The organism is Pseudomonas sp. 32A (assembly GCF_052682255.1).
Genome location: NZ_JBQYLY010000001.1, coordinates 3,059,946 through 3,086,639 on the forward strand (window position 1 = coordinate 3,059,946; position 26,694 = coordinate 3,086,639).

The window sequence follows — 26,694 nt, forward strand, 5'->3', positions numbered from 1 at the left end:
GGCAAGTCAAACTTAAAAGAGAACACAACGATGATTTTTTCCCGTAAGGCAGTTTCCAAGCGTCATCTGCTGTTGATCGCTGCTGGTTTCAGCACCGTGCTGACCGGTTGTGCAACGTCGCCGACCTCCAAGGTCTCCTCGACCACCAAGGTCGAGTACTACCCGAACTGCTACGAGCCGGTGCAGCACCTGCGCGCTACCGATTCGGACCTGACCAAGTCGGTCGTCACCGGTGCTGCAATTGGTGCGGCCGGCGGTGCCTTGCTGGGCGCCCTGACCGGCGATTCCGACAAGCGTGGCCGCAACGCCGCCATCGGTGCAGCGGGCGGCGCCCTGGCCGGTGGTGCAGCGGGTTACTACACCGAGCGCCAGAAGCAGATCACCGATGACAACCAGCGCATCGCGTCCTACGCCACTGACGTCAACAAGCGCGCTTCGGACATCGACCGCAGCACCGCGTACGCCAAGGCGTCCCAGCAGTGCTACCAGAGCGCATTCACCAAACTGGTGGCTGACCGCAAGGCCAAGACCGTTAACGACACCGAAGGCCGCAAGCGCCTGGCAGAAATCGTTTCGGGCCTGAAAGAGTCCAACGACCTGATCGTCGCGGTGAATGGCAAGGCCAGCGAAGACCTGAACAACTACACCCAGGCTTACGAGCAGGACCTGCAACAAGTGGGCGTACAACGTGCTGACGTCGTCACTGTTGCGACTGCCGATACCACGCCGGTGGTGACGCCAGCCAAAGGCAAGAAGCCGGTAAAAGTCGCGAAGAAGCCGGTACTGCCTACCGTGCCGAAAGAAGCCGTAGCCACCGAGAAAACCATCCAGACCGCCCAGACCAAGCAAGCTGAAAGCAAGCAGGTTGCCAGCGCCGGTAAAGCACAGATCGAAGGCACTTGCCGCGATCCAAACCTGGCGGATTGGGCACCGGTTCCTTGCCCTAACGTCTAAGCCAAGTTGTTGCTATAAGCGGTAAACGCCAGCCGATCTCCTGCTAAAACGGGAGATCGGTAGCGTTATTTGCACAAATCGTTAAACTGCTGCGGCCACCCAATAATTACACTGAGGCCGTGTGCATGAAATTTCGTTTTCTCCTCTGGATGCTTGGCCTGTTGATGGGCAAAGCCAGCCGCACCAACCCTGCGTTCCAGCAGCAGTTGGGTGACAAGGACCTGGCGTTCCAGCTGCAGACCCTCGACGGCAAAGTTGCCCGTCACTTCATCGTCAAAGACCAGCGCATCACCAGCCGTTCGGGTGTTCATCCCGCGCCTGCGTTTGCCATTGCCTTCAAGGATGCCGCCTACGGCTTCGCCACGATGCAGGCGAAGAACAAGCAACTGGCGTTCATGACGGGGATTCAGGACAAGTCGATCCAGATCAAGGGCAACCCGGCGCTGGTGATCTGGTTCCAGGGGTTGACCAAGTATTTGAAGCCGAAGAAAAAGCCGAAGGCTTAAGACCGAGGTGAATTCATCGCAGGCAAGCCAGCTCCCACATGTACCGCGTTTCTATAGGTAGAACTCGGTCAAGTGTGGGAGCTGGCTTGCCTGCGATAGCGGTATCACAGGCGCCCGGTTTATCCCTGGCTGAACTGCGACGCCAACTCGCGCAGCAACGTTTCCGCATCCAGCACTTTGGCCACCACATCCTCTGCCTTGTCCCGGGTCAGCCCCAGGCGCTCAAGCAGTTCGTCCGGGATATCTTCGTGTGGCCCGGAGCCGATGCCACGGCTGCGCAACAAGCGCACGGCCAGGCACACCAGGTTCGGGTATTCAGCATATTGGCCGTCGTAGGTCGGGTCGTGCTGGAAGCGCAGGGCGGTGGACAGTTCGTCCGGCATGTCCCAATAACGCATCAACCACGCACCAATCTGCTCGCGGCTGATGCCCAGCAGGTGCTGCTCGATGTAGCTGTGGCACAGGTGCGGGTTGACCTCCAGGTGCCGGCAGATCAGCGAGAAATGCGGCGGGAAGACGTGGGCCAGCAACAGGTAGCCGAAGTTGTGCAGCAGGCCGGCCAGGTAGGTCAGGCCGGCTTCCGGGCGCTGGGCGCGGGGCATGGCGCGGGTCAGGCCTTCGATGACGGCGGCGGTGTAGATCGACTGGTGCCAGTACGGCGTGGCCTGCTGCGGGTGGTCCTTGGGCAGGCTCAACGTCTTGCCCAGGGCCAGGCCCAGCGCGAGGTTGATCACCAGGTCAAAGCCCAGCACGCGCACGATGGCATCTTCCACCGAACGGATCTTGCCCGGCGAGGCGTAGTAGGGCGATGCGGCCCAGCTCACCACTTGGGCGGCCAGGGCCGGGTCGGTTTCCACCACGCCGGTGATGTCGTCGATGGTGGCGTTGGGGTCGACCCGCAGCTTGATGATCTTCTGCGCCGTGTCGGCCAGCGGTGGAATCTCGATGGTCGCTTCCAGGCGCTGCTGGATACGGCGGGCGGTGAACGCCTGCATCGCCTGAGTGATTTCCTCGCGGTCGTCGTTGGGGCGATCCAGGTTCGGCCGGATGCTGCTCAGCGGCTCGCCGAAATGCGCGGCGCTGGCTTTGGTCAGCATGCTCTTGAAGGCGTCGCTGGAAATCTCCAGCAGCAGCCCGGCCTCGCCCGAGTGCACCAGCACGGTTGGCTCACGCAACAGGCTTTCTTCGTACAGGCACGGGGAGCTGGTGAGCGGTGGCAGGCCAGGCAGCAGGCTCAGGCTGTGTTTGCCGAGCATGCGCTCGAGGCGCTCCGGCGACACCGCCGTGAGGCGGCGGCCGGTGAGTTCGGCCAGGCGGTTGAGGTCCAGCAGCTGATTCTGCGGAAACAGCACCATGAGTGCACCCACGGCATCGTCGAGCAGCACGGCCTGAACCTTCTGTGCCGGGTTCAGGCCAGGGCGTTCGGCAACTTCCGTGTAGCTGATGGCGAGCTTTGCAAGCAGCGTCCGAATCACCGAGGGTGCGGTCGGTGGGGCTGTGGCGAGGGCAACTTCTGACATGGCCTGAATCCAATTTCCTACAGTCATTGGAGTATAACCAGCTTGATACAAGTGAGGGTCGTCTAAGTGCGGTTTGTGACACTGTCGGCTATTGCAGGCATGTGTAGGAGCGAGCTTGCTCGCGAAGGTCGTTAACGATGATGCGGGCATCCTGATTCAACGCGGCGCCCTCAGGTTTTTCGCGAGCAAGCTCGCTCCTACGGTGGGTCAGCGTCACACTTGGCCGTATTGCTGCCCATGCCTGAGCCAGCGATCCAGCAGCGGGCTGACATGCTCCGGCCAGCGCTCGATCAGCGCCTGGGCGGCATCGCGCACGGCGGGCAACAGGTCGGCGTCGCGCATCAGGTCGGCCACCTTGAATTGCAGCAGGCCGGTCTGGCGGGTGCCGAGCATTTCGCCGGGGCCGCGCAGTTCGAGGTCTTTTTCGGCGATCACGAAACCATCGTTGGTCTCACGCATGATACCCAGGCGCTGACGGCCAATCTGCGACAGCGGCGGGTGGTACAGCAGCACACAATGGCTGGCAGCGCTGCCCCGGCCGACGCGGCCACGTAATTGGTGCAGTTGGGCCAGACCGAGGCGCTCGGGGTTCTCGATGATCATCAGGCTGGCGTTGGGCACGTCGACGCCGACTTCGATCACGGTGGTCGCTACCAGCAACTGCAAATTGCCGGCCTTGAACTCGGCCATCACCGCGGCTTTTTCCACCGGCTTCATGCGACCGTGGATCAGCCCGACCTTGAGTTCGCCCAGGGCGCTGGTGAGGTCTTCATAGGTGGTTTCGGCAGCCTGGCAAGTCAGCTCTTCCGACTCTTCGATCAGCGTGCACACCCAATACGCCTGGCGCCCTTCGGCACAGGCACCGCGCACCCGCTCGATCACTTCGACCCGGCGGGTGTCAGTGACCAGCACCGTGTTGACCGGCGTTCGGCCCGGCGGCAGTTCGTCGAGGATTGACGTGTCGAGGTCGGCGTAAGCGCTCATGGCCAGGGTGCGAGGGATCGGCGTGGCGGTCATGATCAACTGGTGCGGGCTCATGCGGCCGCCCACGCCTTTCTGGCGCAGGGCCAGGCGCTGCTGCACGCCGAAGCGGTGTTGTTCGTCGATGATCACCAGCGCCAGGTTCTTGAACTTCACTTCGTCCTGGAACAGCGCGTGGGTGCCCACCACCATCGGGGCGCCAGCGGCGATCTGTTCCAGGGCGGCTACGCGGTTCTTGCCCTTGAGCTTGCCGGCCAGCCACGCGACTTCCAGGCCCAGTGGTTCGAGCCAGCGCTTGAAGGTGATGAAGTGCTGTTCGGCAAGAATCTCGGTAGGCGCCATCAGTGCAACCTGATAACCCGCTTCGAGTGCCTGCAAGGCGGCGAGGGCGGCGACCACGGTTTTACCCGCGCCCACGTCACCCTGGATCAGCCGCAGCATGGGTTCTTTCTGGCTCAGGTCGTAGGCGATTTCGTTGCCGACCCGTTGCTGGGCGCCCGTCGGTGCAAACCCCAGGTTGGCCAGGTATTGCGCGGGCAGGCGCGTAGCCTTGGGCATTGCCGGTGCGCGCAGGGAGCGCATGCTTTCGCGCAGGCGTTGCTGGGACAGTTGGTGGGTCAGCAGTTCTTCGAACGCCAGGCGATGCTGGGCCCAGTGATGACCGAGGGCCAGCTCGTCGACATCGGCGTCGGCAGGTGGGTGATGCAGGTAGCGGATCGCATCATCCAGCGGTGCGAGTTGGTAGTCGCGCGCCAGTTCCTGAGGCAGCCAGTCGGGCAGGCTTTTTGGCCCGAGCATCGTCAGGGTTTGCATGCACAGCTGGCGCAGGCGCTGTTGGGTCAGGCCTTCGGTGAGCGGGTAGATCGGTGTGAGGGTGGTGTCCACTGGCGGCGGTTCGTCGCCGGTAATGGCGCGGTATTCCGGGTGGTAGATTTCCAGCCCCGACGCGCCGGGCCGGGCTTCGCCGTAGCAACGCACGCGGGTGCCACGCTTGAGGCCTTCCTTCTGGGCGTTGCTGAAATGGTAGAAGCGCAGGCTCAGGCCGCCGGTGCCGTCTTGCAGGCGCACCACCAAGCTGCGGCGCTTGCCCATCACCACATCGGCGCCGCTGACGGTGCCTTCAACCACCGCGTCCTGCCCAGGGCGCAACTGGCCGATGGGCACCACGCGGGTGCGGTCCTGGTAACGCAGGGGCAGGTGGAACAGCACGTCCTGGAGATTTTCCAGGCCGACCTTGGCCAATTTCTCGGCCATGGCCTCCCCGACACCCTTGAGTGCCGTCACCGACACCTGCGACAGCTCAGTCATACCGTTACTTAGCTCGCAGCAGGCGGTTTGGCCACCGAACACAGGCGGATCGAGTCGGCGAGGATTTCAATCGCTTTCGGCCGCGGGAAGCTGGCGCGCCAGGCAATGGCCACGGTCCGGAACGGTACCGGCGGCGTCAGTGGGCGCACGGCTATCACGCCGGGGGCGTAGTGATGGCTGTCCACCGCCGACAGCGGCAGGATCGAAATGCCCAGGCCGGAGGCAACCATGTGGCGAATGGTTTCCAGGGAGCTGGATTCCACGGTGGTGTGCTTGGCGCCGTCATTGCCCTTGGTCAGGGTCGGGCAGGCTTCCAGCACCTGGTCGCGGAAGCAGTGGCCTTCGCCCAGCAACAGCAGGCTCTTGTCGTTGAGCAAGCCCGCGTCGATGGTGTCTTTCTGCGTCCACGGGTGGGACGCCGGCATCAGCACGTAGAAAGGCTCATCGTAGAGCGGCAGGGTCAGCACGTCTGCCTCGTTGAACGGCAGGGCGATGATGATCGCGTCCAGCTCGCCGTTGCGCAGTTTGTCGCGCAGCACGTGGGTGAAGTTTTCTTCGATATACAGCGGCATCTGCGGCGCGACGCGGTGCAGTTGCGGAATCAAGTGCGGGAACAGGTACGGGCCGACGGTATAGATGGCGCCGACTTTCAGCGGGGCGGTCAGCTGGTTTTTACCGGCCTGGGCCAGCTCGCGAATGCTTTGGGCCTGTTCCAGAACCTTCTGGGCCTGGGCAACGATGCCTTCGCCGACGGGCGTGAGGCGCACGGCGCTTTTGCTGCGCTCGAAAATCAGCACACCGAGTTCGTCTTCAAGCTTCTTCACACCCACCGACAGCGTCGGCTGGCTGACGTGGCAACGCTCGGCCGCGTGGCCGAAGTGCTGCTCTTGGGCGAGGGTAACGATGTAGCGTAATTCTGTAAGAGTCATAGCGGGCGTCCATGAGGTTGCGGGCCAAGCATACCGGCTGCAATCGATAGACGCACGTTATCAGACAGCATGGGGTTTACGACACCTGGTAATCAGGTGCCGCGTTCATGCTTTCAGCTTTGCGGGTATTTGAAGGTGAAGGTCTTGGTGAAGGGCCCCCACCATTCCGGCACGCCGGTTTCCTTGTCCACATGGTGGAAGAAGCCTTTGATTTGCGGGCTTTCGTAGCGCAACACCACGGTATAGGTGCCGGGGCCGTCCATTTTCACGTTGTTGGCGTAGTGAGCGCCGTCTTTGGCCACCATCGGCAACAAGGTGCCGATTTCCTTGTAGTCGGGCGAGCCTTGCTTGACCAGCGAGTAGGTGATGGTCAGGTAGGGCACCCACTCACCGTTGGACAGGCCGTACTTGTTGTCGGCGGTGGCGTGCACGTCCGTTTCAAGGTGCACCGAGTCCTTGCTCATCACCATGCCCGGTGGCATCGGGGCCATTTCGATGCCCACCAGATAGGAAGAGGCGATTTCCATGTCGTTGACCTGGACGGGCCCGCCAATCGGGTATTCGCGGGCCTGGGCCAGGGAGGAAGCGGCCACGGCGCTGACAAGTAGCAGTGCGGCGGCCAAGGGATTGCGCAAAGGTTTCATGGTGGGGCTCCTGGGGCGGTTAACGTGATTGTGTCGGGCGTGAATGCAGTAAGCGGTTACCCAGCACCAGGAGCGCGAGGGTGACGGACCAGGCAACCAACTGGACCCCCAGTGGCCGGTCGGTGTAGCCCACCAGCGCGGTCAGCGCGCGGCCGGTAAGGCTGCCATCGGAGACCAGCCAGGAGGTGTCCCAGAGCTGGTAGCCCCAGGCGGGAATCAGGTCGATACCGGCAAGGATCGCGGCGGCCCGGCCAGCCATGCCGGCGGCGAGCAAGGCGATCATCCAGCCGGTAATCGAGAACAGGCGCTTGAGGCTGATGGCGACCAGGCCGCGATACATCAGCCAGGACAACGCGACCCCGGCAGCGATGCCGAGCACGCCGCCGGTCAGCATCGAGAGCGGGTCTGCCTGGCTCGACGCGGCGATGCCGTAAAGGAACAGCACGATTTCCGAGCCTTCGCGCAGCACGGCCACGGTGATCACTACGGCCAGGGCCCAGAGTGATTTTTCCCCAGTGAGTACGGCATTGCCGGCGCTGCGCAGTTGGGTTGCCAGCTCGCGACCGTGGCTGGCCATCCACAGGTTGTGCCAGCCCAGCATCACCACGGCGACCACCAGGATGGCCGCGTTGAAGATTTCCTGGCCGAAGCCTTGCAGTGCCTGGGTGATTGCGCCGGTAAAGAGCGCGAGGATGCCGGCACCGAGCACGCCGGCCGCGATTCCACCACCAATGAACAGCCCGCGTCTGGCCAGGCCTTGGGTGGCGGCCATGACAATTCCCACCACGATCCCGGCTTCCAGCACTTCTCGAAACACGATCAACAGACAGGCCAGCATGGCTTACTCCTTGGCCGCGACAGCCGTGACCGTGCCTTTGGCCTGGTCGGGGTGGTAGTCATCGAAGAAGGTGTAGGTGCCGGGATGCAGCGGGCCGGCAAACACCGTAACGGTGTTGCCGGGGACGATGATTTTTTCGAATTTCATGTCATAGCTTTCGAACTCATCGACGCTTTCGTCGTGGCTGGTGAGCTGAATGCGGAAACGTTCACCGGCAGGCACCTCGAACGTCGAGGGGCTGAAGGTGTGGTTTTGAATGACCAGGGTGACCAGCTGATCTGCCTGCGCTGCGACGGGAAAAGCCAGTAGGAGAAGAGCCAGCCGGGCAAGGTTGGGCATGCCGAATGTCCGCTAATGAGAACGATTCGCGGATGATTGGCTTTGTCTTTAAATGTTACAAGTGAAGATAAAGTTAGGTTGAGGCCTGTTCAACTGGGGTTCAGCTTGCGGCGATAGGCAGGGGAGGCGAAGCAGCCGTGGGCACTCGAGAGTGCCCACGGGAGAGGATTACCGGCGACGTTTTTCGATGTTGTAAACAAACGGCGCAACGATCTCGATGCTGCCGCCTTTCAACATGTCGGCCGGCGGCTTGGGCAGCGGCTGGGCACGGCGGATCATGTCGAGGGTGGCGCGGTCCAGATCGGCGTTGCCGGAGCGGCCCACCAGTTCATAGGACAGCACGTTGCCATCGGCATCTACCACGAAACGCAGGCGGTTCAGGCCTTCCTTGCCACGCGCCTGGGCGCCTGGCGGGTACTTCTTGTACTTCTGCAGGTGGCCCAGCAGGGTACTTTCCCAGGTGGCCTTGGCCGCGATCTGCTGCGGTGAAGGGCCCGGTTGTGGCTGAGCGGACTTCTCCGTAGGCGCGTTGTTCTGCGGAGTTTCGCTCGGCGGCTCTTCGGAAGGTTTTTCCTTGGGCGGATCGGGCTTCTTCTCCACAGGCTTGGGCGGCTGTGGTTTTGGCTTGGGCTTGACCGGCTTTGGTACCTGGATCGTCGGCTTGGGTGCCTCGGCCAGTTTCGGCAATGGCAGCTCTTCCACCGGCGCGGGTGGTTGCGGCGGCGTTACCACCTTCGGCGGTGCCGGAGGTGGTGGCGCCGGCATCGGTGCCAGGTCGATGACCATGGCCGCCGGAGGCAGCTCCACCCTATGTGGCGCCGACCACTGGAGCGCGATGATGATCGCGACGGCGTGGACGCCCAGCACGACGGCGAGGCTGGTGCCATAACGCGTCAGTTTGTGGCGCGTCGTGATCATTTCTTGGCTGCCGTCTCAAGTCCGACCAGGCCTACCTTGAGGTAGCCGGCTGCCCGCAGGGCATCCATTACGCTCATCAGGTCGCCGTAGTCCACGCCCTTGTCGGCCTGGAAGAAGATGGTCGTGTCTTTCTTGCCCTGGGTCTTGGCGTCGAGCACCGCGCCCAGGGTTTCGGATTTGACTTCTTCTTCGCCCAGGAACAGACGCTGGTCCGCCTTGACGCTGAGGAATATCGGCTTCTCCGGCCGCGGCGCAGGTTTCGCGCTGGAGGCGGGCAGGTCGACCTTAATGTCCACAGTAGCCAGTGGTGCGGCCACCATAAAGATGATCAGCAGCACCAGCATCACGTCGATAAACGGCGTGACGTTGATTTCGTGGTTCTCGACGAGCTCGTCGTCGCCTTGATTCAAATGCAGGCCCATGGCCGATTACCCCACTTTCACCATATGCGGTTGCGAGCTGCGCTCGGTAGGCAGGTGATCGAGGTCACGGCTGACCAGCAACAGGACTTCTGCCGAAGCGTCCGACACCTGGGCCTTGTAGCCGGCGATCGAACGGGCGAAGACGTTGTAGATGACGACCGCAGGAATCGCGGCAACCAGGCCCAGTGCCGTTGCCAGCAGGGCTTCGGCGATGCCGGGAGCCACGACGGCGAGGTTGGTGGTCTGGGTTTTGGCGATGCCGATGAAGCTGTTCATGATGCCCCACACGGTACCGAACAGGCCGACGAAGGGCGCGGTGGAACCGATGGTGGCCAGCACGCCGGTGCCGTTGCTCATGTTGCGACCGCAGGCGGCAACCAGGCGCTCAAGACGGAAGCTGACGCGTTCCTTGATGCCTTCTTTTTCACGGGTGTTGGCGGACAGGCGCATCTCTTCGAGTGCGTCGTGAACCAGCAGGTGTGCCAGGGTGCCCTTCTTCGCCGCGCTTTCGCTGGCTTCCTTAAGGGTGGTGGCTTTTTTCAGGTGGACGATTTCAGTACGCAGGCGACGCTTGGCACCCAGCAGCTCGAAGCCTTTGGCGATCCAGATGGTCCAGGTGATGATCGAGGCGATGGCCAGGCCGATCATCACGATCTTCACGATGATGTCAGCGTTCTGGTACATGCCCCAGGGCGACAGGTCGTGGGCCATGCCCAGGCTGTTGTCTTCTTCCAGCACAACGCCGGAATCGTCAGCCGGTGCGCCTTCGGCGGCCAGGGCCGGGTCGGTGGCAGCGGGTGCGGCGGCTGGTGCAGGAGCGTTTTGCTCGGAGGCTGGCGCAGTGGCAGCCGGCGGGGTGGCCGGTGCGGTGTTGTCGGCGAACGCGGCGGTCGGTGCCAGCAGAACGCTGAACAGCACTGCAGCTATCGCACGCCAGGCGCGGGATGGGCTGTGAGGCTTGGTTGGCGAAGCGGGGAATTTATTGCGTGTCATGCTGGCCGGACCTGAGAGAAAAAATGAGTGAGCGTCCTTCCAGACCGTAACGGGTCGAGGACAAATGGGCGGTTATTATTGCAAGTAATTCTTGTTAACAGAAGTAATACAGTAACTTTATTTGTCGTTTTGCTGGCCGCTGGTCATCTGTGGGGGCTAATCTTGACCTTTAAGAATGGAGTTTTGTGATGTCTGCGCCTTCTGTGGTGATTGCCGGTTGCGGCGATGTCGGTAGCCGTCTGGCCACCCAATTGCTGGCCAAGGGCTGGGAGGTTCACGGCCTGCGGCGGGATGTCTCGCGCCTTCCCGAGGGCGTGATCGGGATCGCTGGCGATCTTTTCAAAGAAGACTGCCCCGACACCTGGCCGGTGGGCGGAGTGGATTATCTGGTGTATTGCGCGGCGGCCACCGATCACGACGAGGCGGGCTATCGTGCGGCATACGTGCAAGGGTTGCGGCATGTGCTGGAATGGTTGAACGACTACGGCCAGGAACCTAAACACCTGCTGTTTGTGTCCAGCAGCAGTGTGTATGGGCAGCAGAACGGTGAGTGGGTCGACGAAAGCTCCGAGACCAAGGCAGGCGGTTATTCCGGCCAAGTCATGCTGGAAGCCGAGCAAGTGGCGTTGGATAGCGGCATTCCCGCGAGCGTGGTGCGCCTCACCGGTATCTATGGCCCGGGCCGGGAATGGCTGCTGAGCCAGGTGCGCCAGGGTTATCGCGTGGCGATTGATCCGCCTTTATATGGCAACCGGATTCACGCCGATGACGCGGCGGGTCTGCTCGCGTTTTTGCTGCAGCACGTGGAGCAGGGCGGTGTGCTGGATAAGTGCTACATCGGCGTCGACGACGCTCCGGCCCCGCTGGCCGAGGTGGTTGCCTGGTTGCGCGAGTACCTTGGCGTGACCGAATGGGCCGAGAACGCCAGCGTCCGCCGTGCTGGCAGCAAACAATGCAGCAATGCCCGGGCCAAGGCGCTGGGCTGGGTGCCGCGTTATCCGAGTTATCGCGAAGGGTATGCGGCGATCCTGGAGGGTTGATCGCGGCGTGAAGAAAAAGGAGCCTAAGGGCTCCTTTTTTTGCGTCACTGTTTTTCCAGCAACCACTGTCGTGGCCCGGGGGTAAACGAGGGTACCTCGTCGGCCTGAGCGGTGTTGATCGCCTGGAAGATCTCCAGTTGCTTGCCCTTGCGCGCAAAGATCCACGGGTTACCCTGGCCGTTCAGTTGCAGCCAGATGCTGTCGTAGCCGCCGCTCATGGAGGCGCAATCGCCCGCCAGGCACAGCGAGTACTGATCAGCGCCGGGCAAGCCGGTTACCTGGCCATTGGCCTGGAACTGCACCGTCGCGCCTTCGCCGTTGCCGCTGCTGATTTTCCAGGTGCCGCCCATATAGGCGGCGTACAGGGTGCGTTCGAAGTTGGCGCCAAGTGGCGCGCCTTCTGGGGCAGGGTCCTTGGCGCGGGCAAATAGCTGCTCGGGCTCGTTATCATTGGCCCCTTGCAGCAGTAGTTTGCCTTTACGCTTGAGTTCAGTGGCGGAGCTGCCGTAGAAATCGACGCTCCAGGCGCCGGATTTTTCACCCAGCAACTTGCCTTCAGCTACTTCAAAACCGTTGTAGTAGCGGGCCTGGGATGCTTTGGTGTTCACCTCCCATTCGAGGTTCGGACCGTAGCTCTGCAGGGCTTCACGCAAAGGGCCGCCCTTGGCTGCCGCGTCGATGGCGGCCTGGTTGATCCAGGTGCCGCTCACATCCAGGTCGGCGGGATTGCTGGCGCAGCCGCCGAGCAACAGGGCGAGCAACGAAGAGGCAACGAGCGCTTTGCGCATTACGAAATCCTTCCAAAAACCAATTCGGCGCAGCCTTCCCTTGGAAGCGCTGCGCCGGATGTTTTACTCGATGACCAGAATGGCGTCCATCTCAACCTGCGCGCCCTTTGGCAGGGCGGCAACGCCAATGGCGGCGCGGGCTGGGTACGGCTGTTCGAAGTACTTGCCCATGATCTCGTTGACCTTGGCGAAGTGGCTCAGGTCGGTGAGGAAGATGTTCAGTTTGACGATGTCCTTGAACGAACCGCCTGCAGCTTCGGCAACCGACTTCAGGTTTTCGAAGACCTGGATGGTTTGGGCTTCAAAGCCTTCAACCAGCTCCATGGTTTTTGGGTCCAGTGGAATCTGGCCGGACATGTAGACGGTATTGCCCGCCTTGATCGCCTGGGAGTAAGTACCGATTGCTGCTGGTGCCTTGTCGCTGGTGATAACAGTCTTGGTCATGAATGACTCCTTGTAATGGATGGGCTAGGCGCGCATGCGGGTGATGCGGATGACCCCGGTCAGGGCGCGCAGTTTCTTGATCACGCGGGCCAGGTGCACGCGGTCGTGCACGCTGACCACCAGTTGGACCACGCTGATGCGACCATCGCGTTCGTCCATGCTGATTTTCTCGATATTGCCGTCGGCCGCATTGACGCTGCTGGCCAGCAGGGCGATCAGGCCGCGCTGGTGTTCCAGCTCGACCCGCAGCTCGACGTTGAATTCGCCGGTGACATCCTTGGCCCACGAAAGCTGGATGCATTTCTCGGGGTTATGGCGGATTTCACTGATATTGCGGCAGTTGTCCAGGTGCACCACCATGCCTTTGCCCGCGGACAGGTGGCCGACAATCGGGTCACCCGGGATCGGCGTGCAGCACTTGGCGTAGCTGAGTACCAAGCCTTCGGTACCGCGAATCGCCAGCGGGCCTTCGGGGCTTGGCAGCTGTTCGCCTTCGCCCAGCAGGCGGCGGGCGACCACATACGCCATGCGGTTGCCCAGGCCGATGTCTTCCAGCAAGTCTTCGATCAGTTCCTGACGGTACTCGTGGAGCATGGCCTGCACGCGCTCGGCCGGGATCTTGTCCAGGGAGCTGTCGAAGCCGTTGAGCACCTTGTTCAGCAGGCGTTCGCCCAGGCTGATGGACTCGGAGCGGCGCTGCAGTTTCAGGGCGTGACGGATATGGGTGCGGGCCTTGCCGGTAACCACAAAGTTCAGCCAGGCCGGGTTCGGGCGTGCGCCCGGTGCGCTGACGATCTCCACCGTGGAGCCGCTTTGCAGCGGTTCCGACAGCGGGGCCAGTCGACGATTGATCCGACAGGCTATGCAGCTGTTACCCACGTCGGTGTGCACCGCGTAGGCAAAGTCGACCGCCGTGGAGCCTTTGGGCAGCTCCATGATCCGGCCTTTGGGCGTGAACACGTAGACCTCGTCCGGGAACAGGTCGATCTTCACGCTTTCGATAAATTCCAGGGAGTTGCCGGCACGTTGCTGCATTTCCAGCACGCCCTTGACCCACTGGCGGGCGCGGGCATGGGTACCTTTCGGCTGCTCGTCGCCGGTGGATTTGTACAGCCAGTGGGCGGCGATGCCGTTGTTGGCCATCTCTTCCATTTCGCGGGTGCGGATCTGGATCTCGATCGGCACCCCGTGCATACCGAACAGCGTGGTATGCAGTGACTGATAGCCGTTGGCCTTGGGAATCGCGATGTAGTCCTTGAAGCGCCCCGGCAGGGGCTTGTACAAATTATGTACAGCGCCCAGCACGCGGTAGCAGGTATCGACCTTGTCGACGATGATCCGGAACGCGTACACGTCCATGATCTCGTTGAAGGCCCGACGCTTGCCGCGCATCTTCTTGTAGATGCCGTAGATGTGTTTCTGCCGGCCGCTGACCTCGCCCTCGATCTCATCGATCGCCAGGCAATGGCTCAGGGACTCTTCGATCTTGTTGACGATTTCCTTGCGATTGCCCCGGGCGCGTTTGACCGCCTGATAAATGCGCGCGGAACGCATCGGGTGCATGGCCTTGAAGCCGAGGTCTTCGAACTCGATACGAATGGCGTGCATGCCCAGCCGGTTGGCGATGGGCGCGTAGATTTCCAGGGTTTCCTTGGCGATGCGCCGGCGTTTTTCACCGGACAGCACTTCCAGCGTGCGCATGTTGTGCAGCCGGTCGGCCAGCTTGACCAGGATCACCCGGATATCCCGGGCCATGGCCATGGCCATCTTCTGGAAGTTTTCCGCCTGGGCTTCGGCCTTGGTTTCGAAGTTCATCTGGGTCAGTTTGCTGACCCCGTCGACCAGTTCGGCCACGGTTTCGCCAAATTGCGCATTGAGCGCTTCCTTGGCAATACCGGTGTCTTCGATCACGTCATGCAGCATCGCGGCCATCAGGCTCTGATGGTCCATGTGCATGTCGGCAAGAATATTTGCCACGGCAAGAGGATGCGTGACATACGCCTCGCCACTGCGGCGGCGTTGGCCGTCGTGGGCTTGTTCGGCGTAGAAATACGCTCGGCGGACCAGGTTGACCTGGTCTGGGCCGAGGTAGGTCGATAAGCGATCGGCGAGGGCGTCTATGCTCGGCAAAGTATTAACTCCTGCCGTTGGCTGTGACCCCGCGCCGTGCTACGTCGACCAGGCATAGGCTTAGACGGCCTCGTTGGACTCGTCCTCGAACGCTGCAAACAGCGGTTCGTCTTCAACGATTTCGGCGTTGGCGATGAACTCGTAGCTCATCAGGCCTTCAGCGATTTCACGCAGGGCTACAACGGTAGGCTTGTCGTTTTCCCACTGGACCAGAGGCTCTTTGCCGCCAGTAGCCAGTTGACGGGCACGCTTGGTAGAGAGCATGACCAGCTCAAAGCGGTTATCCACGTGTTCTAGGCAGTCTTCAACGGTTACGCGGGCCATGGTATTCCTCGGAGCGAATGCAATATGCGCGCTGCCCGGTTGGGCGAGCGGACTGAACAGTTTAAAAAATCACCAGCGTTTAGGGAAGCGCTGATTTTTCGCAGGCCATCGCAAACGCGCTACAAGTGCCAATGTAAAGCCCTTGCAGCGGTTTTGGGAAGAGCCAATCAGCCGAGCAGTTCGGCCAACAATTTGCCGAAACGCTGCTGCTGACGCTTTTGCTGGAGCTGATTGGCGCGGAAAATCGCCTTCAGATCGTCCAGTGCGTGGGCGAAATCGTCGTTGATGATCAGGTAGTCGTAGTCGACGTAGTGGCTCATTTCACTGACGGCTTCGCGCATGCGGCCTTCGATGATCTCGTCGCTGTCCTGGCCGCGGTTGGTCAGGCGCTGGTGCAACGCTTCCAGCGACGGCGGCAGGATGAAGATCGAGCGGGCTTTGGGCATCAGTTGACGCACTTGCTCGGCGCCCTGCCAGTCGATTTCCAGGATCAGGTCGTGGCCTTCGTCCAGGGTCTGCTGCAGGTGGCTTTGGGAGGTGCCGTAGAGGTTGCCGAAGACTTCGGCGCGCTCGAGGAAATCACCGTGCTCGATCATCTTGACGAACTCGGTGCGCTCGACGAAGTGGTAGTGCACGCCGTTCACTTCACCCGGGCGCATGGCGCGGGTGGTGTGGGACACCGAGATGCGGATCTGCTCGTCAGCGTCGGTCAGGGCTTTGACCAGGCTGCTTTTGCCCGCGCCCGATGGGGCAGAAATGATGTAAAGGGTGCCGGTGCTGTGGGTCATGTCAGGGTGCCTTACTCGATATTCTGTACTTGTTCGCGCATTTGCTCGATCAACACCTTGAGGTTGACCGCAGCCTGGGTGCTGCGCGGATCAAAGGCTTTGGAGCCCAGTGTATTGGCTTCGCGGTTGAGTTCCTGCATCAGGAAGTCCAGGCGCCGACCGGCGGCACCGGCAGACTTGAGCACGCGGCGCACTTCCAGGATGTGGGTGCTCAGGCGGTCGAGCTCTTCGGCAACGTCGCTCTTTTGTGCCAGCAGGACCATTTCCTGCTCCAGGCGCACCGGGTCCAGCTCGGCCTGCATGTCGGCGAAGCGATCCAGGACCTTCTGGCGCTGGGTGGCAAGCATCTGCGGCACCAGTTCACGCAGGGTCACCACGTCTTCTTCGATGGAGGTCAGGCGGTCGCTGATCAGGCGGGCCAGCTCGGCGCCTTCGCGTTCGCGACCGGCCTTGAGTTCTTTCAAGCCTTGGTTGAACAGGGCCAGGGCCTCGGCGTTCAGCGCCTGCGGGTCAGTGGCGTCGGCCACCAACACGCCGGGCCAGGCCAGAACTTCCAAAGGATTGATGGCGGCAGGCTGTTTGATCAGGCTGGCGATGGTTTCGGCGGCGGCGACCAATTGCGCGGCGCGCTCGCGATCCACCTGCAACGGCTTGCCGGTGGTTTCCTCGGTGAAGCGCAGGGTGCATTCCAGCTTGCCGCGGGAGATGCCCTGGCGCAGCGCTTCACGGACCGCGCCTTCGAGGTCGCGAAACGATTCCGGCAGGCGCAGGTGCGGCTCCAGGTAGCGGCTGTTGACCGAGCGCAATTCCCAGCTCAGGGTGCCTTGGACGCCGGCTTTTTCGACGCGGGCGAAGGCGGTCATGCTGTGCACCATGGCGGTACCTCGCGATGCAGTCCCGCAAACAGGCGGGCTGATGGGTAGATTGAAGCCGACAGGCTGCGAAGGCGCAGGATTGTAGCTCAACGGGACGGGTGGCCCCAAACAGTGGCTTCGGTGACCGGGTTTGTAACAGGATTTTTTAGAAGTGCCGATCAGGGCTGGCGGCTCTATAATGCTCGGCAGTTTTTCGTCCTCCGTACAGGTATCCCCTATGAAACGTCCAAGTGGTCGCGCTGCCGATCAGCTCCGCTCGATCCGCATCACCCGCAACTACACCAAACACGCCGAGGGATCTGTACTGGTCGAGTTTGGCGATACCAAGGTTATCTGCACCGTCAGCGTCGAAAACGGCGTGCCGCGTTTCCTCAAGGGCCAGGGCCAGGGTTGGTTGACTGCCGAATACGGCATGCTGCCGCGCGCCACCGGCGAGCGTAACCAGCGTGAAGCCAGCCGTGGCAAGCAAGGCGGGCGCACCCTGGAAATCCAGCGCCTGATCGGTCGTTCCCTGCGTGCTGCCCTGGACATGTCCAAGCTGGGCGACGTGACCCTGTATGTCGACTGCGACGTGATCCAGGCCGACGGTGGCACCCGTACTGCATCCATCACCGGCGCCATGGTTGCCCTGGTCGATGCGCTCAAAGTCATCAAGAAGCGTGGCGGCCTGAAAGGCGGCGATCCGCTCAAGCAGATGATCGCGGCTGTATCGGTAGGCATGTATCAGGGCGAGCCAGTGCTGGATCTGGACTATCTTGAAGATTCGGCTGCCGAGACCGACCTGAACGTGGTGATGACCAGCACCGGTGGTTTCATCGAAGTGCAGGGCACCGCCGAAGGCGCGCCATTCCAGCCGGCGGACCTGAATGCCATGCTGGCATTGGCCCAGAAAGGCATGACCGAGATCTTCGAACTGCAGAACGCCGCCCTGGCCGACTGATTCAACCCCAAGGAGCTACGCCATGAGTGACAGTCAACTTCCGCTGCCGACACCGTCCAAGGAAGTTCGCCAGTGGGCGATGCTCTGTCACTTCGCGGCGTTTTTCGGCTTGATGTTCCCGTTCGGCAGCCTGCTGGGGCCTTTGATTCTCTGGCAGGTGAAGAAGGACACGGACCCGTTCATTGATGACCAGGGCAAGGAAGCGCTGAATTTCCAGATCACCGTGGGCATAGCCTGGGCGGTCTGCTTCCTGCTGGGCTTTATCGTGATCGGCTTCGTGTTGATGACCGTCCTGGTGATCGGCGCGGTAGTGATGACGATCATTGGGGGCATCAAGGCCAACAAGGGCGTGGCTTATCGTTATCCGTGGACGTTGCGGTTGATCAAATAACCACCGCCCACAAAAAAACCGACAGCGATGTCGGTTTTTTTGTGCCTGGAAAAAGACCTTAGATGGTCAAGGTCCAGTCGTAGTCCACGATCAGCGGCGCGTGCTGTGAGAAGCGCGGCTGGCGTGGCAGGCGTGCGCTGCGCACGAAGCGGCGCAAGCCTGGCGTCAGCAGCTGGTAGTCAAAACGCCAGCCGAGGTTGAGCATCTCGGCCTGTTCGTTATCCGGCCACCAGCTGTACTGGTCGCCTTCGCGGCTGACTTCACGCAGGGCATCGACATAGCCCATATTGCCGACAATCTCGTCCATCCAGGCCCGTTCCGGCGCGAGAAAGCCCGGTGATTGCTGGCTGTCGCGCCAGTTCTTGATATCCAGCTTCTGTTGCGCCACATACAGCGAGCCACAGTAAATGTACTCGCGACGTTTGCGCCGCTGTTTATCCAGATAACGGGCGAAGTCGTCCATTAGCTTGAACTTCTGGTTCAAGTCTTCATCGCCATTCTGCCCTGATGGAAGCAGCAAGGTCGCGATGCTGACCTTGTCGAAATCGGCTTGCAGGTAGCGCCCGTAGCGGTCGGCTGTCTCGAAGCCGAGGCCGCTGATGACCGCCTTGGGTTGCAACCGCGAATACAAAGCCACGCCGCCTTGGGCGGGAACTTCGGCATCACAGGCATAAAGGAAGTAGCCATCCAGTTGGAAGGCTGGGTCGTCCAGTTCAAAGGCGGAGGCGCGGGTGTCCTGCAGGCAGATGACGTCGGCATTCTGGGCTTGCAGCCAACTGAGCAAACCACGCTCGACTGCAGCCTGAATACCATTGACGTTCACACTGATGATCCGCATAAATGGCCCCAAAAATCGCGTGCGTGTATGATACACGCCGTCTACCTAATTAGCTAAATCCGTGGTATCTGAGGCTTTTTTCATGCAGGCGTATCAACGCGATTTCATTCGTTTTGCCATCGATCGCGGCGTATTGCGCTTCGGTGAGTTCACCCTGAAGTCCGGGCGCACCAGCCCTTACTTCTTCAATGCCGGCCTTTTCAACTCGGGTTCCGCCCTGGCGCAGTTGGGTCGTTTCTATGCGGCCGCCATCGTTGAAAGCGGTATTTCCTTCGACGTGCTGTTCGGCCCGGCCTACAAGGGCATTCCCCTGGCCGCCGCGACTGCCGTGGCGTTGGCCGAACATCACGGGCTGGATTTGCCTTGGTGCTTCAACCGCAAGGAAGCCAAGGCCCATGGCGAAGGCGGTAGCCTGGTGGGCGCGCCGCTCAAGGGCGACGTGCTGATCATCGACGACGTGATCACTGCCGGTACGGCGATTCGCGAAGTGATGCAGATCATCGCTTCCCAGGACGGCGCCAAGGCGGCCGGTGTGCTGATCGCGCTGAACCGCCAGGAGCGTGGCAACGGTGAATTGTCGGCGATCCAGGAAGTGGAACGTGATTTCGCGATTCCGGTGGTGAGCATTGTTTCGTTGAACCAAGTGCTGCAGTTCCTGGAAGACGACCCGCAGCTCAAGCAGCATTTGCCGGCGGTCAAGGCCTATCGCGAGCAGTTCGGCGTTTAGAAGATCCATGTGGGAGCGGGCTTGCTCGCGAATACGGCTTGTCAGTTGATATATGTGTCGACTGACCCGCCGCTTTCGCGAGCAAGCCCGCTCCCACATTTTTAGGCCGAGTACATAGAAAAGGCCCCGTTCAATCGAATTGAACGGGGCCTTTTTGTTTACCAGCGCTTAAGGGCGCTTGCGATTGCTGATCAGCGTACCCACACCGGTGTCGGTGAAGATTTCCAGCAGGATCGCATTTGGAACCCGGCCATCCAGGATCAACGAGCTGCCGACACCGCCTTGCACCGCTTCCAGTGCGCAGCGGATCTTCGGCAGCATGCCGCCGTAGATGGTGCCGTCGGCGATCAGGTCGTCCACTTGCTGGGTCGTCAGGCCGGTCAAGACCTTGCCTTCCTTGTCCATCAAGCCGGCGATGTTGGTGAGCAGCATCAGCTTCTCGGCCTTCAGCGCCTCGGCCACCTTGCCGGCCACCAGGTCGGCGTTGATGTTGTAGGACTCACCGTTGGCACCCACGCCGATTGGCGCGATCACCGGAATGAAATCGCCTTTCACCAGCAGGTTCAGCAGGTCGGTGTTGATGCCGATCACTTCGCCCACCTGGCCGATGTCGATGATTTCCGGCTGAGTCATCTCCGGGGTCTTGCGGGTCACGGTGAGCTTCTTCGCCCGGATCAGCTCGGCGTCCTTGCCGGTCAGGCCGATGGCGCTGCCGCCATGGCGGTTGATCAGGTTGACGATGTCTTTGTTCACCTGGCCGCCCAGGACCATCTCCACCACGTCCATGGTCTGGGCGTCGGTGACACGCATGCCGTCGATGAAGTGACTCTCGATGGACAGGCGCTTGAGCAGGTCACCGATTTGCGGGCCGCCACCGTGTACCACCACCGGGTTGATCCCGACGGCTTTCATCAACACGATGTCGCGGGCAAAGCCGGTTTTCAGCTCGTCGCTTTCCATGGCATTGCCGCCGTACTTGATCACCAGCGTCTTGCCGACGTAGCGTCGAATGTAAGGCAACGCTTCGGAAAGGACCTTGGCGGTATTGGCGGCGGCTTCGCGTTCGAGGGTCATTCAGGGCTCCGGTAAAAAAATCAGAACGGTAATTGGAGATCAGGGGCAACACGTTTCAACTGGGCGTGGAACACGTCCTTGATGCGCTGCAACTCAGCCTCGGAATCCGCCTCGAAACGCAGCACCAGCACCGGTGTGGTGTTGGATGCGCGAACCAGGCCCCAGCCTTTGGCGTAATCGACCCGCACGCCGTCAATGGTGGTCAGGTTGGCGCCTTCGCCCCACTGCGCATCGTGCAGTGCGTCAATGATGCTGAATTTGCTCTCTTCGGTCACATGGATATTGATCTCTGGCGTAGAAATATCATCCGGGAAGGTTGCAAACAGGTCTTCGGCGGTGGATTTTTCCTTGCTGAGGATCTCCAGCAGACGGGCGGCGCTGTAAATACCGTCGTCAAAACCGAACCAGCGTTCCTTGAAGAACACGTGACCGCTCATTTCGCCGGCCAACAGGGCGCCGGTTTCTTTCATTTTCTTTTTGATCAACGAGTGGCCGGTCTTCCACATTAGCGGACGACCGCCGTATTCCTTGATCAGCGGCGTCAGGCGGCGGGTGCATTTGACGTCGAAGATGATCTCGGCACCCGGGTTGCGCGCCACGACGTCGCGGGCAAACAGCATCAGCAGGCGGTCCGGGAACACGATATTGCCGGTGTTGGTCACCACGCCGACGCGGTCGCCGTCGCCGTCGAAAGCCAGGCCCAGGTCGGCGCCGGTTTCCTTGACCTTGGCGATCAGGTCCACCAGGTTCTCAGGCTTGCCCGGGTCCGGGTGGTGGTTAGGGAAGTTGCCGTCGACCTCGCAGAACAGCGGGATCACTTCGCAGTTCAGGGCTTCGATCAGTTGCGGGGCGATCACGCCGGCCGCGCCGTTGCCGCAGTCCACCACCACTTTCAGGCGGCGGGCGAGTTTGACGTCGCGGGTGATTTCGTCCGAGTAGCGATCAAGGATTTGCACCTTGGTGATGCTGCCGGTGCCGCTGGTCAGGTCGTTAGTCTTGAGGCGGGTGTGCAGGGCCTGGATCTGTTCGTTGGCCAGGGTATCGCCGGCGATGACGATCTTGAAGCCGTTGTAGTCCGACGGGTTGTGGCTGCCGGTGAGCATCACGCCCGACTTGCCGGCCAGTACGTTGGCCGCGTAGTACAGCGCAGGCGTTGGCACCAGGCCCACGTCGCTGACATGGCAGCCGCTGTCGGCCAGGCCCTGGATCAGTTGCTCCACCAGCTCGGGGCCGGAGAGGCGGCCATCACGGCCAACGGAGACGTTGGGCTCGCCTTGGGCCAGGCTCTGGGAGCCAATGGCACGGCCGATCCAGTAGGCGGTTTCGGCGGTCAGGGTCTTGGGGACCACGCCACGGATGTCATAGGCGCGGAAAATGCTGTCGGGAAATGTCGGGGCGACTCGGGCTGCGTTGCTCATTGCGGGGGGGAACTCCATCGATAAGGGGCTGGGCTGGCCTCAGGGGTGCTGACCGGCAGGCTCAAACTGAAGGGTAAGACGGCGTTTTTGGCATAGAGTTCGTGGTGCAAAAGTGCCATCGGCGCCGAAGCACCGCCCTTTCGCCCGCCTAATGCCCTGATTTCACTGGGGAAATCTTGCTGATAAGTTCCGCGCATTCTTCATCCTGAAAGGCCATGCGTTGGCGTCAGGCCGGGTGAGGGACCCGGCTTGTCCGGCTAAGTCAGTTCAGCTTAGTCAGTGGCTGCCGGAATGTCCGAAGCCGCCTGCACCGCGCTGTGTTTCGTCGAACTCTTCAACCAGCTCGAAGTGCGCCTGCACCACCGGCACAAGTACGAGTTGGGCAATGCGCTCGCCGACGGCGATGTTGAACGCGGTCTGGCCACGGTTCCAGCACGACACCATCAACTCGCCCTGGTAGTCCGAGTCGATCAGGCCCACCAGGTTGCCGAGGACGATGCCGTGTTTGTGACCCAGGCCGGAGCGCGGCAGGATCAGCGCCGCCAGGCCAGGGTCGCCCACGTAGATCGACAGGCCGGTCGGAATCAGAATGGTCTGGCCCGGCTCAAGCACGGTGTCCTGCTTGAGCATGGCGCGCAGGTCGAGGCCGGCGGAGCCTGGAGTGGCGTAGGCCGGCAGCGGGAATTCGTTGCCGATGCGTGGGTCGAGGATCTTGGCTTGCAAAGCGTGCATGGAAATTAAACCTGGTTCAGCCGTAGGGCGATAAAAGAGATCAGTTGGCGGGCAATCTTGCCCTTGCTGGTCTGGGCGAAAACGGTAGCGTGCAACTCGCGGTCGATCACGCTGATGGCATTTTCCTCGCTGTTGAAGCCGATGCTCGGGTTGGCGACATCGTTGGCGACAATCAGGTCGAGGTTCTTGTCTTTCAATTTGCGTGCGGCGTAGTCCAGCAAATGCTCGGTTTCGGCAGCGAAGCCGACGCTGAACGGGCGGTCTTCGCGGGTGGCGATGGTCGCCAGAATGTCCGGGTTGCGGACCATTTGCAGGAGCAGGCCGTCGCCGCTTGTAGGGTCTTTCTTGAGTTTTTGCGGTGCAACCACTTCCGGGCGGTAGTCCGCGACCGCTGCCGAAGCGATAAACAGGTCGCAGGGAATCGCCGCTTCACAGGCCGCCAGCATGTCGCGGGCGCTGACTACGTCGATTCGGGTGACGCGATCCGGGGTCGGCAGATGCACCGGGCCGGTGATCAAGGTTACCCGGGCGCCTGCCTCGACCGCCGCTTCAGCCAGGGCGAAGCCCATTTTTCCTGAGCTATGGTTGGTGATGTAGCGCACCGGGTCGATGTTTTCCTGGGTCGGGCCGGCGGTAATCAGCACGTGCTTGCCGGTGAGGGCCAGGTGCTGGAAGCAGTCGGCGGCGCATTGGGCGAGGTCGGTGGCTTCGAGCATGCGGCCCAGGCCCACGTCACCGCAGGCCTGGCTGCCGGAGGCCGGTCCGAAGACCTTGAGGCCACGGCTTTGCAGGAGTTGGGTGTTGGCCTGGGTGGCCGGGTCGCGCCACATGGCCTGGTTCATGGCCGGGGCGATCGCGACGGTGGCGTCGGTGGCCAGCACCAGGGTGGTCAGCAGGTCGTCGGCAATGCCTTGGGCGAGGCGGGCGATCAAGTCGGCCGTGGCCGGAGCGATCAGCACCAGGTCGGCCCATTTGGCCAGTTCGATGTGGCCCATGGCAGCTTCGGCTGCGGGGTCCAGCAGGTCGAGGTGAACCGGGTGGCCGGACAGGGCTTGCATGGTCAGTGGGGTAATGAATTCACTGCCGCCCCGGGTCATGACCACGCGCACTTCAGCGCCTTGGTCGAGGAGCCTGCGAACCAGCTCTGCGCTCTTGTAGGCGGCAATGCCGCCGCCGACGCCGAGAACGATGCGTTTCCGATACAGACGCTGCATTGGCTTGCCTTTCCAGTTCAGTGATGGCGTTGCGATGCCCCCTCCCCAGGTGAAATCGCACGCAAAAAGATGGCCTAAGATACCACAGCGTCCGCCATGCAACAGCGGCGCACATGCACACGGAGGTGCCATGAGTATTCGCGATTGGCCTGCGGCAGAGCGTCCGCGGGAGAAGCTGTTGGAACTGGGCGCGGAGAACCTTTCCGACGCTGAATTGCTGGCGATTTTCCTGCGCACCGGGGTGTCCGGTAAAAGTGCCGTCGACCTGGCGCGGCATCTGCTGGCGCAATTTGGCAGCCTGCGCGCGCTCATGGAGGCCCGGCAGACGGTGTTCAGCCAGCACCTGGGCCTGGGGCCGGCGAAGTTCGCCCAGCTTCAAGCCGTACTGGAAATGGCCCGCCGTCATTTGGCCGAGCGCCTGCGCAGCGACTCGGTGCTGGAAAGTCCGGAGGCCGTGCGCGACTACCTCAAGGCGCTGCTGCGCCATGAGCCTCACGAGATATTCGGCTGCCTGTTTCTCGACTCCAAACACCGGGTGCTGGGCTTCGAGAAGCTGTTTCAAGGCACCATCGACAACGCCATTGTCTACCCCCGGCAAGTGGTGAAGCGCGCGTTGGACTACAACGCTGCGGCGCTGATCCTGTGTCATAACCATCCTTCCGGCAGCGCCGAGCCCAGCATTGCTGATCGAAAACTGACCAGAGTGCTGCAAAAGGCGTTGGAGATGGTGGACGTGCGTGTGCTGGACCACATCATTGTGGGGGAGGGTGATCCGCTGTCGATGGCGGAATTTGGGTGGATGTAGGCTCTGTAGGAGCGAGCTTGATCGCGAAAAAACTGAGGGCACCGTTGGGTGTCAGGTTTTCCGCGTTATCGTTGACGACCTTCGCGAGCAAGCTCGCTCCTACAGGGGGCCTGGTTTATGGCTTGACGCTGACCTTGGAGTAATCCTGGCGCCCGAACGGGCTCACCTGATACCCCTCGACATTTTTGCGCGTCAGCGCAAACGCCGTCGGGTGCGCCAGTGGCAGCCACAACGCCTGTTGCTGGATCTGCGCCTGGGCCTGCTGGTACAGCTTGCTGCGCACGCCTTGTTCGCTGGTGGTCTTGCCGGCGCTGATCAGCTTGTCCAGCGCCGGGTCGCAGTAGCGGGCGAAGTTGGTGCCGGACTTTACGGCCGCGCAGGAGAACTGCGGCGTCAGGAAGTTATCCGGGTCACCGTTATCGCCGGCCCAGCCCATGAACAGAAGGTCGTGCTCGCCGGCCTTGGCGCGGCGGATCAGTTCGCCCCATTCGATCACGCGGATTTCAGCCTGGATGCCGACCTTGGCCAGGTCCGCTTGCAGCAGTTGTGCGCCCAGGCTCGGGTTCGGGTTCAGCAGGCTGCCCGACGGCCGGGTCCAGATGGTGGTCTTGAAACCATCCTTGAGGCCGGCGCGATCCAGTAGCTGCTTGGCCTTGGCAATGTCCTGCGGGTAGCCCGGCAAGTCCTTGGCGTAGCTCCAGGTATTGGGCGGGTACGGGCCGTTGGCGGCTTCAGCGGTGCCTTCGAATACCGCCTTGAGGTAGCTGGCCTTGTCGAAGGCCAGGTTGATTGCCTGGCGAACTTCCGGTTTGTCCAGCGGCGGATGCTGGCTATTGATGGCGACAAACGCGGTCATGAAGGCCGCTGTTTTCTCGATCTTCAGGTCGGCGTCTTTCTGTGCAGCATCGATATCCAGGGGCTTGGGCGACAGGGCGATCTGGCACTCATCGCGACGCAACCTTTGCAGGCGCACGTTGGCGTCCGGGGTGATCGCAAAGATCAGGTTGTCCACCGCAGGCTTGCCGGCGAAGTAGTCCGGGTTGGCCTTGTAGCGAATCGTCGCGTCCTTCTGGAAGCGCCCGAAAATGAACGGCCCGGTGCCGATAGGCTGGCTGTTGAGTTTTTCGGGTGTGCCGGCCTTGAGCAGTTTGTCGGCGTATTCCGCCGGGTAGATCGAGGCGAAGCCCATGCTCAATGCGGCGAGGAAGGTCGAATCGGCGTAGTCCAGGGTAAAGCGCACGGTCAGCGGATCGAGGGCGTCGATCTTCTTGATCAGCGTGGGCAGTTGCAGCGACTGGGCGTGGGGGAAGCCGCTCTGGGCAATCTTGTGCCACGGGTTGGCCGGGTCGAGCATGCGCTCGAAGCTGAAGCGCACGTCTTCGGCGGTCAGAGTGCGGCTTGGGGTGAAGTATTCGGTGCGATGGAATTTCACCTCCGGATGCAGCTTGAAGGTGTAGGTCAGGCCGTCCGGCGAGACGTCCCAGCTGTCCGCCAGGCTCGGGACCAGCTTGCCGCTGGTGGCGTCGAAGTCCACCAGGCGGTTCATCAATACGTCTGCCGAGGCATTGGTGGTGGTCAGCGAGTTGTATTGCACCACGTCGAAGCCCTCGGGACTGGCTTCGGTGCAGACGCTCAGGGTGGTGGCCGCCTGGGCGTGTGCAGCAATAAAAAGAGGGGCTAGCAATAGCGGTAGGGCAGCGAGGCGCATATTCGGTTTCCTTTGCAGATCGAAGGCCCATCTGCGAGTGCAGTCTGGAAAAGTCCTACCGTAGTGGGCTGATTGACAAATGACTAGCCCATTTTTGCCTGTGCTT

Annotated in this window: 27 protein-coding genes and 1 pseudogene; 7 read left to right on the top strand and 21 right to left on the bottom strand. The window is 61.6% G+C overall.

All coding sequences use genetic code 11. From position 1 onward, the window contains the following. The first annotated feature begins 30 nt into the window (after nucleotides 1–30). Together tagQ and ACUN0G_RS13820 are read left to right on the top strand one after the other, a co-directional pair. Complete coding sequence (gene tagQ / locus ACUN0G_RS13815; protein WP_421523266.1) at nucleotides 31–954, top strand: type VI secretion system-associated lipoprotein TagQ; 924 nt, start codon at nucleotides 31–33, stop codon at nucleotides 952–954. Between the two features lie 125 nt (nucleotides 955–1,079). Next, nucleotides 1,080–1,460 (top strand): hypothetical protein, encoded by a 381-nt coding sequence (locus tag ACUN0G_RS13820; protein WP_010168229.1) that lies wholly within the window; start codon nucleotides 1,080–1,082, stop codon nucleotides 1,458–1,460. A gap of 119 nt (nucleotides 1,461–1,579) precedes the next feature. On the opposite strand, the gene ACUN0G_RS13825 is transcribed toward ACUN0G_RS13820, so the two are convergent. From ACUN0G_RS13825 to exbB, 9 genes are all read right to left on the bottom strand, one after another. Then, nucleotides 1,580–2,980 carry an HDOD domain-containing protein gene (locus ACUN0G_RS13825; protein ID WP_421523267.1) on the bottom strand — a complete coding sequence of 467 codons (1,401 nt, stop codon included), beginning with the start codon at nucleotides 2,978–2,980 and terminating at the stop codon, nucleotides 1,580–1,582. A gap of 213 nt (nucleotides 2,981–3,193) precedes the next feature. Beyond that, nucleotides 3,194–5,269 carry an ATP-dependent DNA helicase RecG gene (recG, locus tag ACUN0G_RS13830; RefSeq protein ID WP_017476717.1) on the bottom strand — a complete coding sequence of 692 codons (2,076 nt, stop codon included), beginning with the start codon at nucleotides 5,267–5,269 and terminating at the stop codon, nucleotides 3,194–3,196. An 8-nt stretch (nucleotides 5,270–5,277) separates the two neighbouring features. Then, nucleotides 5,278–6,198, bottom strand: coding sequence for a hydrogen peroxide-inducible genes activator (locus ACUN0G_RS13835; protein WP_003213305.1), 921 nt, complete (start codon nucleotides 6,196–6,198; stop codon nucleotides 5,278–5,280). A 113-nt stretch (nucleotides 6,199–6,311) separates the two neighbouring features. Then, a complete protein-coding gene (locus tag ACUN0G_RS13840) occupies nucleotides 6,312–6,842 on the bottom strand; it encodes an iron transporter (protein ID WP_258342835.1) in 531 nt (176 codons plus the stop codon). A gap of 19 nt (nucleotides 6,843–6,861) precedes the next feature. Next, the gene (locus ACUN0G_RS13845; protein ID WP_445573672.1) at nucleotides 6,862–7,680 is read right to left on the bottom strand and encodes an FTR1 family iron permease; all 819 of its coding nucleotides are present in this window, start codon (nucleotides 7,678–7,680) and stop codon (nucleotides 6,862–6,864) included. Between the two features lie 3 nt (nucleotides 7,681–7,683). After that, entirely contained in the window at nucleotides 7,684–8,019 is a 336-nt protein-coding gene (locus tag ACUN0G_RS13850; RefSeq protein WP_076013159.1) for a cupredoxin domain-containing protein, read from the bottom strand. Between the two features lie 168 nt (nucleotides 8,020–8,187). Beyond that, entirely contained in the window at nucleotides 8,188–8,937 is a 750-nt protein-coding gene (locus tag ACUN0G_RS13855) for an energy transducer TonB family protein (protein ID WP_258342834.1), read from the bottom strand. Next, nucleotides 8,934–9,359, bottom strand: a complete 426-nt coding sequence (gene exbD / locus ACUN0G_RS13860; protein WP_017476711.1) for a TonB system transport protein ExbD — start codon at nucleotides 9,357–9,359, stop codon at nucleotides 8,934–8,936. Before exbD ends, ACUN0G_RS13855 begins: the two co-directional genes overlap by 4 nt. Nucleotides 9,360–9,365: 6 nt before the next feature. After that, nucleotides 9,366–10,352 (bottom strand): tonB-system energizer ExbB, encoded by a 987-nt coding sequence (exbB, locus tag ACUN0G_RS13865; protein WP_421523269.1) that lies wholly within the window; start codon nucleotides 10,350–10,352, stop codon nucleotides 9,366–9,368. A gap of 188 nt (nucleotides 10,353–10,540) precedes the next feature. Between exbB and ACUN0G_RS13870 the strand changes: the two genes are divergently transcribed. After that, entirely contained in the window at nucleotides 10,541–11,392 is an 852-nt protein-coding gene (locus ACUN0G_RS13870) for an SDR family oxidoreductase (protein WP_421551161.1), read from the top strand. Between the two features lie 44 nt (nucleotides 11,393–11,436). On the opposite strand, the gene ACUN0G_RS13875 is transcribed toward ACUN0G_RS13870, so the two are convergent. The 6 genes from ACUN0G_RS13875 to ACUN0G_RS13900 form a co-directional block, all read right to left on the bottom strand. After that, on the bottom strand, nucleotides 11,437–12,180 hold the full coding sequence (locus tag ACUN0G_RS13875; RefSeq protein ID WP_177080584.1) for a hypothetical protein: 744 nt from the start codon (nucleotides 12,178–12,180) through the stop codon (nucleotides 11,437–11,439). Between the two features lie 63 nt (nucleotides 12,181–12,243). Beyond that, nucleotides 12,244–12,624 (bottom strand): RidA family protein, encoded by a 381-nt coding sequence (locus ACUN0G_RS13880; RefSeq protein ID WP_003213288.1) that lies wholly within the window; start codon nucleotides 12,622–12,624, stop codon nucleotides 12,244–12,246. A gap of 24 nt (nucleotides 12,625–12,648) precedes the next feature. Then, nucleotides 12,649–14,754 (bottom strand): bifunctional GTP diphosphokinase/guanosine-3',5'-bis pyrophosphate 3'-pyrophosphohydrolase, encoded by a 2,106-nt coding sequence (spoT, locus tag ACUN0G_RS13885; protein ID WP_258342825.1) that lies wholly within the window; start codon nucleotides 14,752–14,754, stop codon nucleotides 12,649–12,651. Between the two features lie 60 nt (nucleotides 14,755–14,814). After that, nucleotides 14,815–15,078 (bottom strand): DNA-directed RNA polymerase subunit omega, encoded by a 264-nt coding sequence (gene rpoZ / locus ACUN0G_RS13890; RefSeq protein WP_003176920.1) that lies wholly within the window; start codon nucleotides 15,076–15,078, stop codon nucleotides 14,815–14,817. Between the two features lie 167 nt (nucleotides 15,079–15,245). After that, nucleotides 15,246–15,866 carry a guanylate kinase gene (gmk, locus tag ACUN0G_RS13895; RefSeq protein WP_003213284.1) on the bottom strand — a complete coding sequence of 207 codons (621 nt, stop codon included), beginning with the start codon at nucleotides 15,864–15,866 and terminating at the stop codon, nucleotides 15,246–15,248. Between the two features lie 11 nt (nucleotides 15,867–15,877). Beyond that, on the bottom strand, nucleotides 15,878–16,741 hold the full coding sequence (locus ACUN0G_RS13900) for a YicC/YloC family endoribonuclease (protein WP_093203689.1): 864 nt from the start codon (nucleotides 16,739–16,741) through the stop codon (nucleotides 15,878–15,880). Between the two features lie 217 nt (nucleotides 16,742–16,958). Between ACUN0G_RS13900 and rph the strand changes: the two genes are divergently transcribed. Both rph and ACUN0G_RS13910 read left to right on the top strand, forming a co-directional pair. Then, nucleotides 16,959–17,681 carry a ribonuclease PH gene (rph, locus tag ACUN0G_RS13905; protein ID WP_003213280.1) on the top strand — a complete coding sequence of 241 codons (723 nt, stop codon included), beginning with the start codon at nucleotides 16,959–16,961 and terminating at the stop codon, nucleotides 17,679–17,681. Nucleotides 17,682–17,703: 22 nt separating this feature from the next. Further along, nucleotides 17,704–18,072 (top strand): DUF4870 domain-containing protein, encoded by a 369-nt coding sequence (locus ACUN0G_RS13910; RefSeq protein WP_017476705.1) that lies wholly within the window; start codon nucleotides 17,704–17,706, stop codon nucleotides 18,070–18,072. Nucleotides 18,073–18,130: 58 nt separating this feature from the next. Here the strand turns inward: ACUN0G_RS13910 and ACUN0G_RS13915 are convergent, their stop codons facing one another. After that, nucleotides 18,131–18,910 (bottom strand): exodeoxyribonuclease III, encoded by a 780-nt coding sequence (locus ACUN0G_RS13915; protein ID WP_003176915.1) that lies wholly within the window; start codon nucleotides 18,908–18,910, stop codon nucleotides 18,131–18,133. 82 nt (nucleotides 18,911–18,992) lie between these two features. Between ACUN0G_RS13915 and pyrE the strand changes: the two genes are divergently transcribed. Next, complete coding sequence (gene pyrE / locus ACUN0G_RS13920; protein WP_017476704.1) at nucleotides 18,993–19,637, top strand: orotate phosphoribosyltransferase; 645 nt, start codon at nucleotides 18,993–18,995, stop codon at nucleotides 19,635–19,637. 168 nt (nucleotides 19,638–19,805) lie between these two features. Here the strand turns inward: pyrE and argB are convergent, their stop codons facing one another. From argB to coaBC, 4 genes and pseudogenes are all read right to left on the bottom strand, one after another. After that, entirely contained in the window at nucleotides 19,806–20,711 is a 906-nt protein-coding gene (gene argB, locus ACUN0G_RS13925; RefSeq protein WP_003213275.1) for an acetylglutamate kinase, read from the bottom strand. A 20-nt stretch (nucleotides 20,712–20,731) separates the two neighbouring features. Beyond that, nucleotides 20,732–22,153: pseudogene (locus tag ACUN0G_RS13930) on the bottom strand (phosphomannomutase/phosphoglucomutase); the annotation flags it as partial. A gap of 252 nt (nucleotides 22,154–22,405) precedes the next feature. Continuing rightward, on the bottom strand, nucleotides 22,406–22,861 hold the full coding sequence (gene dut, locus ACUN0G_RS13935; protein WP_003213270.1) for a dUTP diphosphatase: 456 nt from the start codon (nucleotides 22,859–22,861) through the stop codon (nucleotides 22,406–22,408). 5 nt (nucleotides 22,862–22,866) lie between these two features. Next, nucleotides 22,867–24,075 carry a bifunctional phosphopantothenoylcysteine decarboxylase/phosphopantothenate--cysteine ligase CoaBC gene (gene coaBC / locus ACUN0G_RS13940; RefSeq protein ID WP_017476702.1) on the bottom strand — a complete coding sequence of 403 codons (1,209 nt, stop codon included), beginning with the start codon at nucleotides 24,073–24,075 and terminating at the stop codon, nucleotides 22,867–22,869. 130 nt (nucleotides 24,076–24,205) lie between these two features. Here coaBC and radC point away from each other — a divergent pair, with 130 nt between their 5' ends. Then, nucleotides 24,206–24,880: a RadC family protein gene (radC, locus tag ACUN0G_RS13945; protein WP_258342824.1), complete on the top strand. Its 675-nt coding sequence runs from the start codon at nucleotides 24,206–24,208 to the stop codon at nucleotides 24,878–24,880. Between the two features lie 115 nt (nucleotides 24,881–24,995). Here radC and ACUN0G_RS13950 read toward each other — a convergent pair whose 3' ends face one another. Continuing rightward, a complete protein-coding gene (locus ACUN0G_RS13950; protein ID WP_445573673.1) occupies nucleotides 24,996–26,588 on the bottom strand; it encodes an ABC transporter substrate-binding protein in 1,593 nt (530 codons plus the stop codon). Nucleotides 26,589–26,694 lie beyond the last annotated feature (106 nt).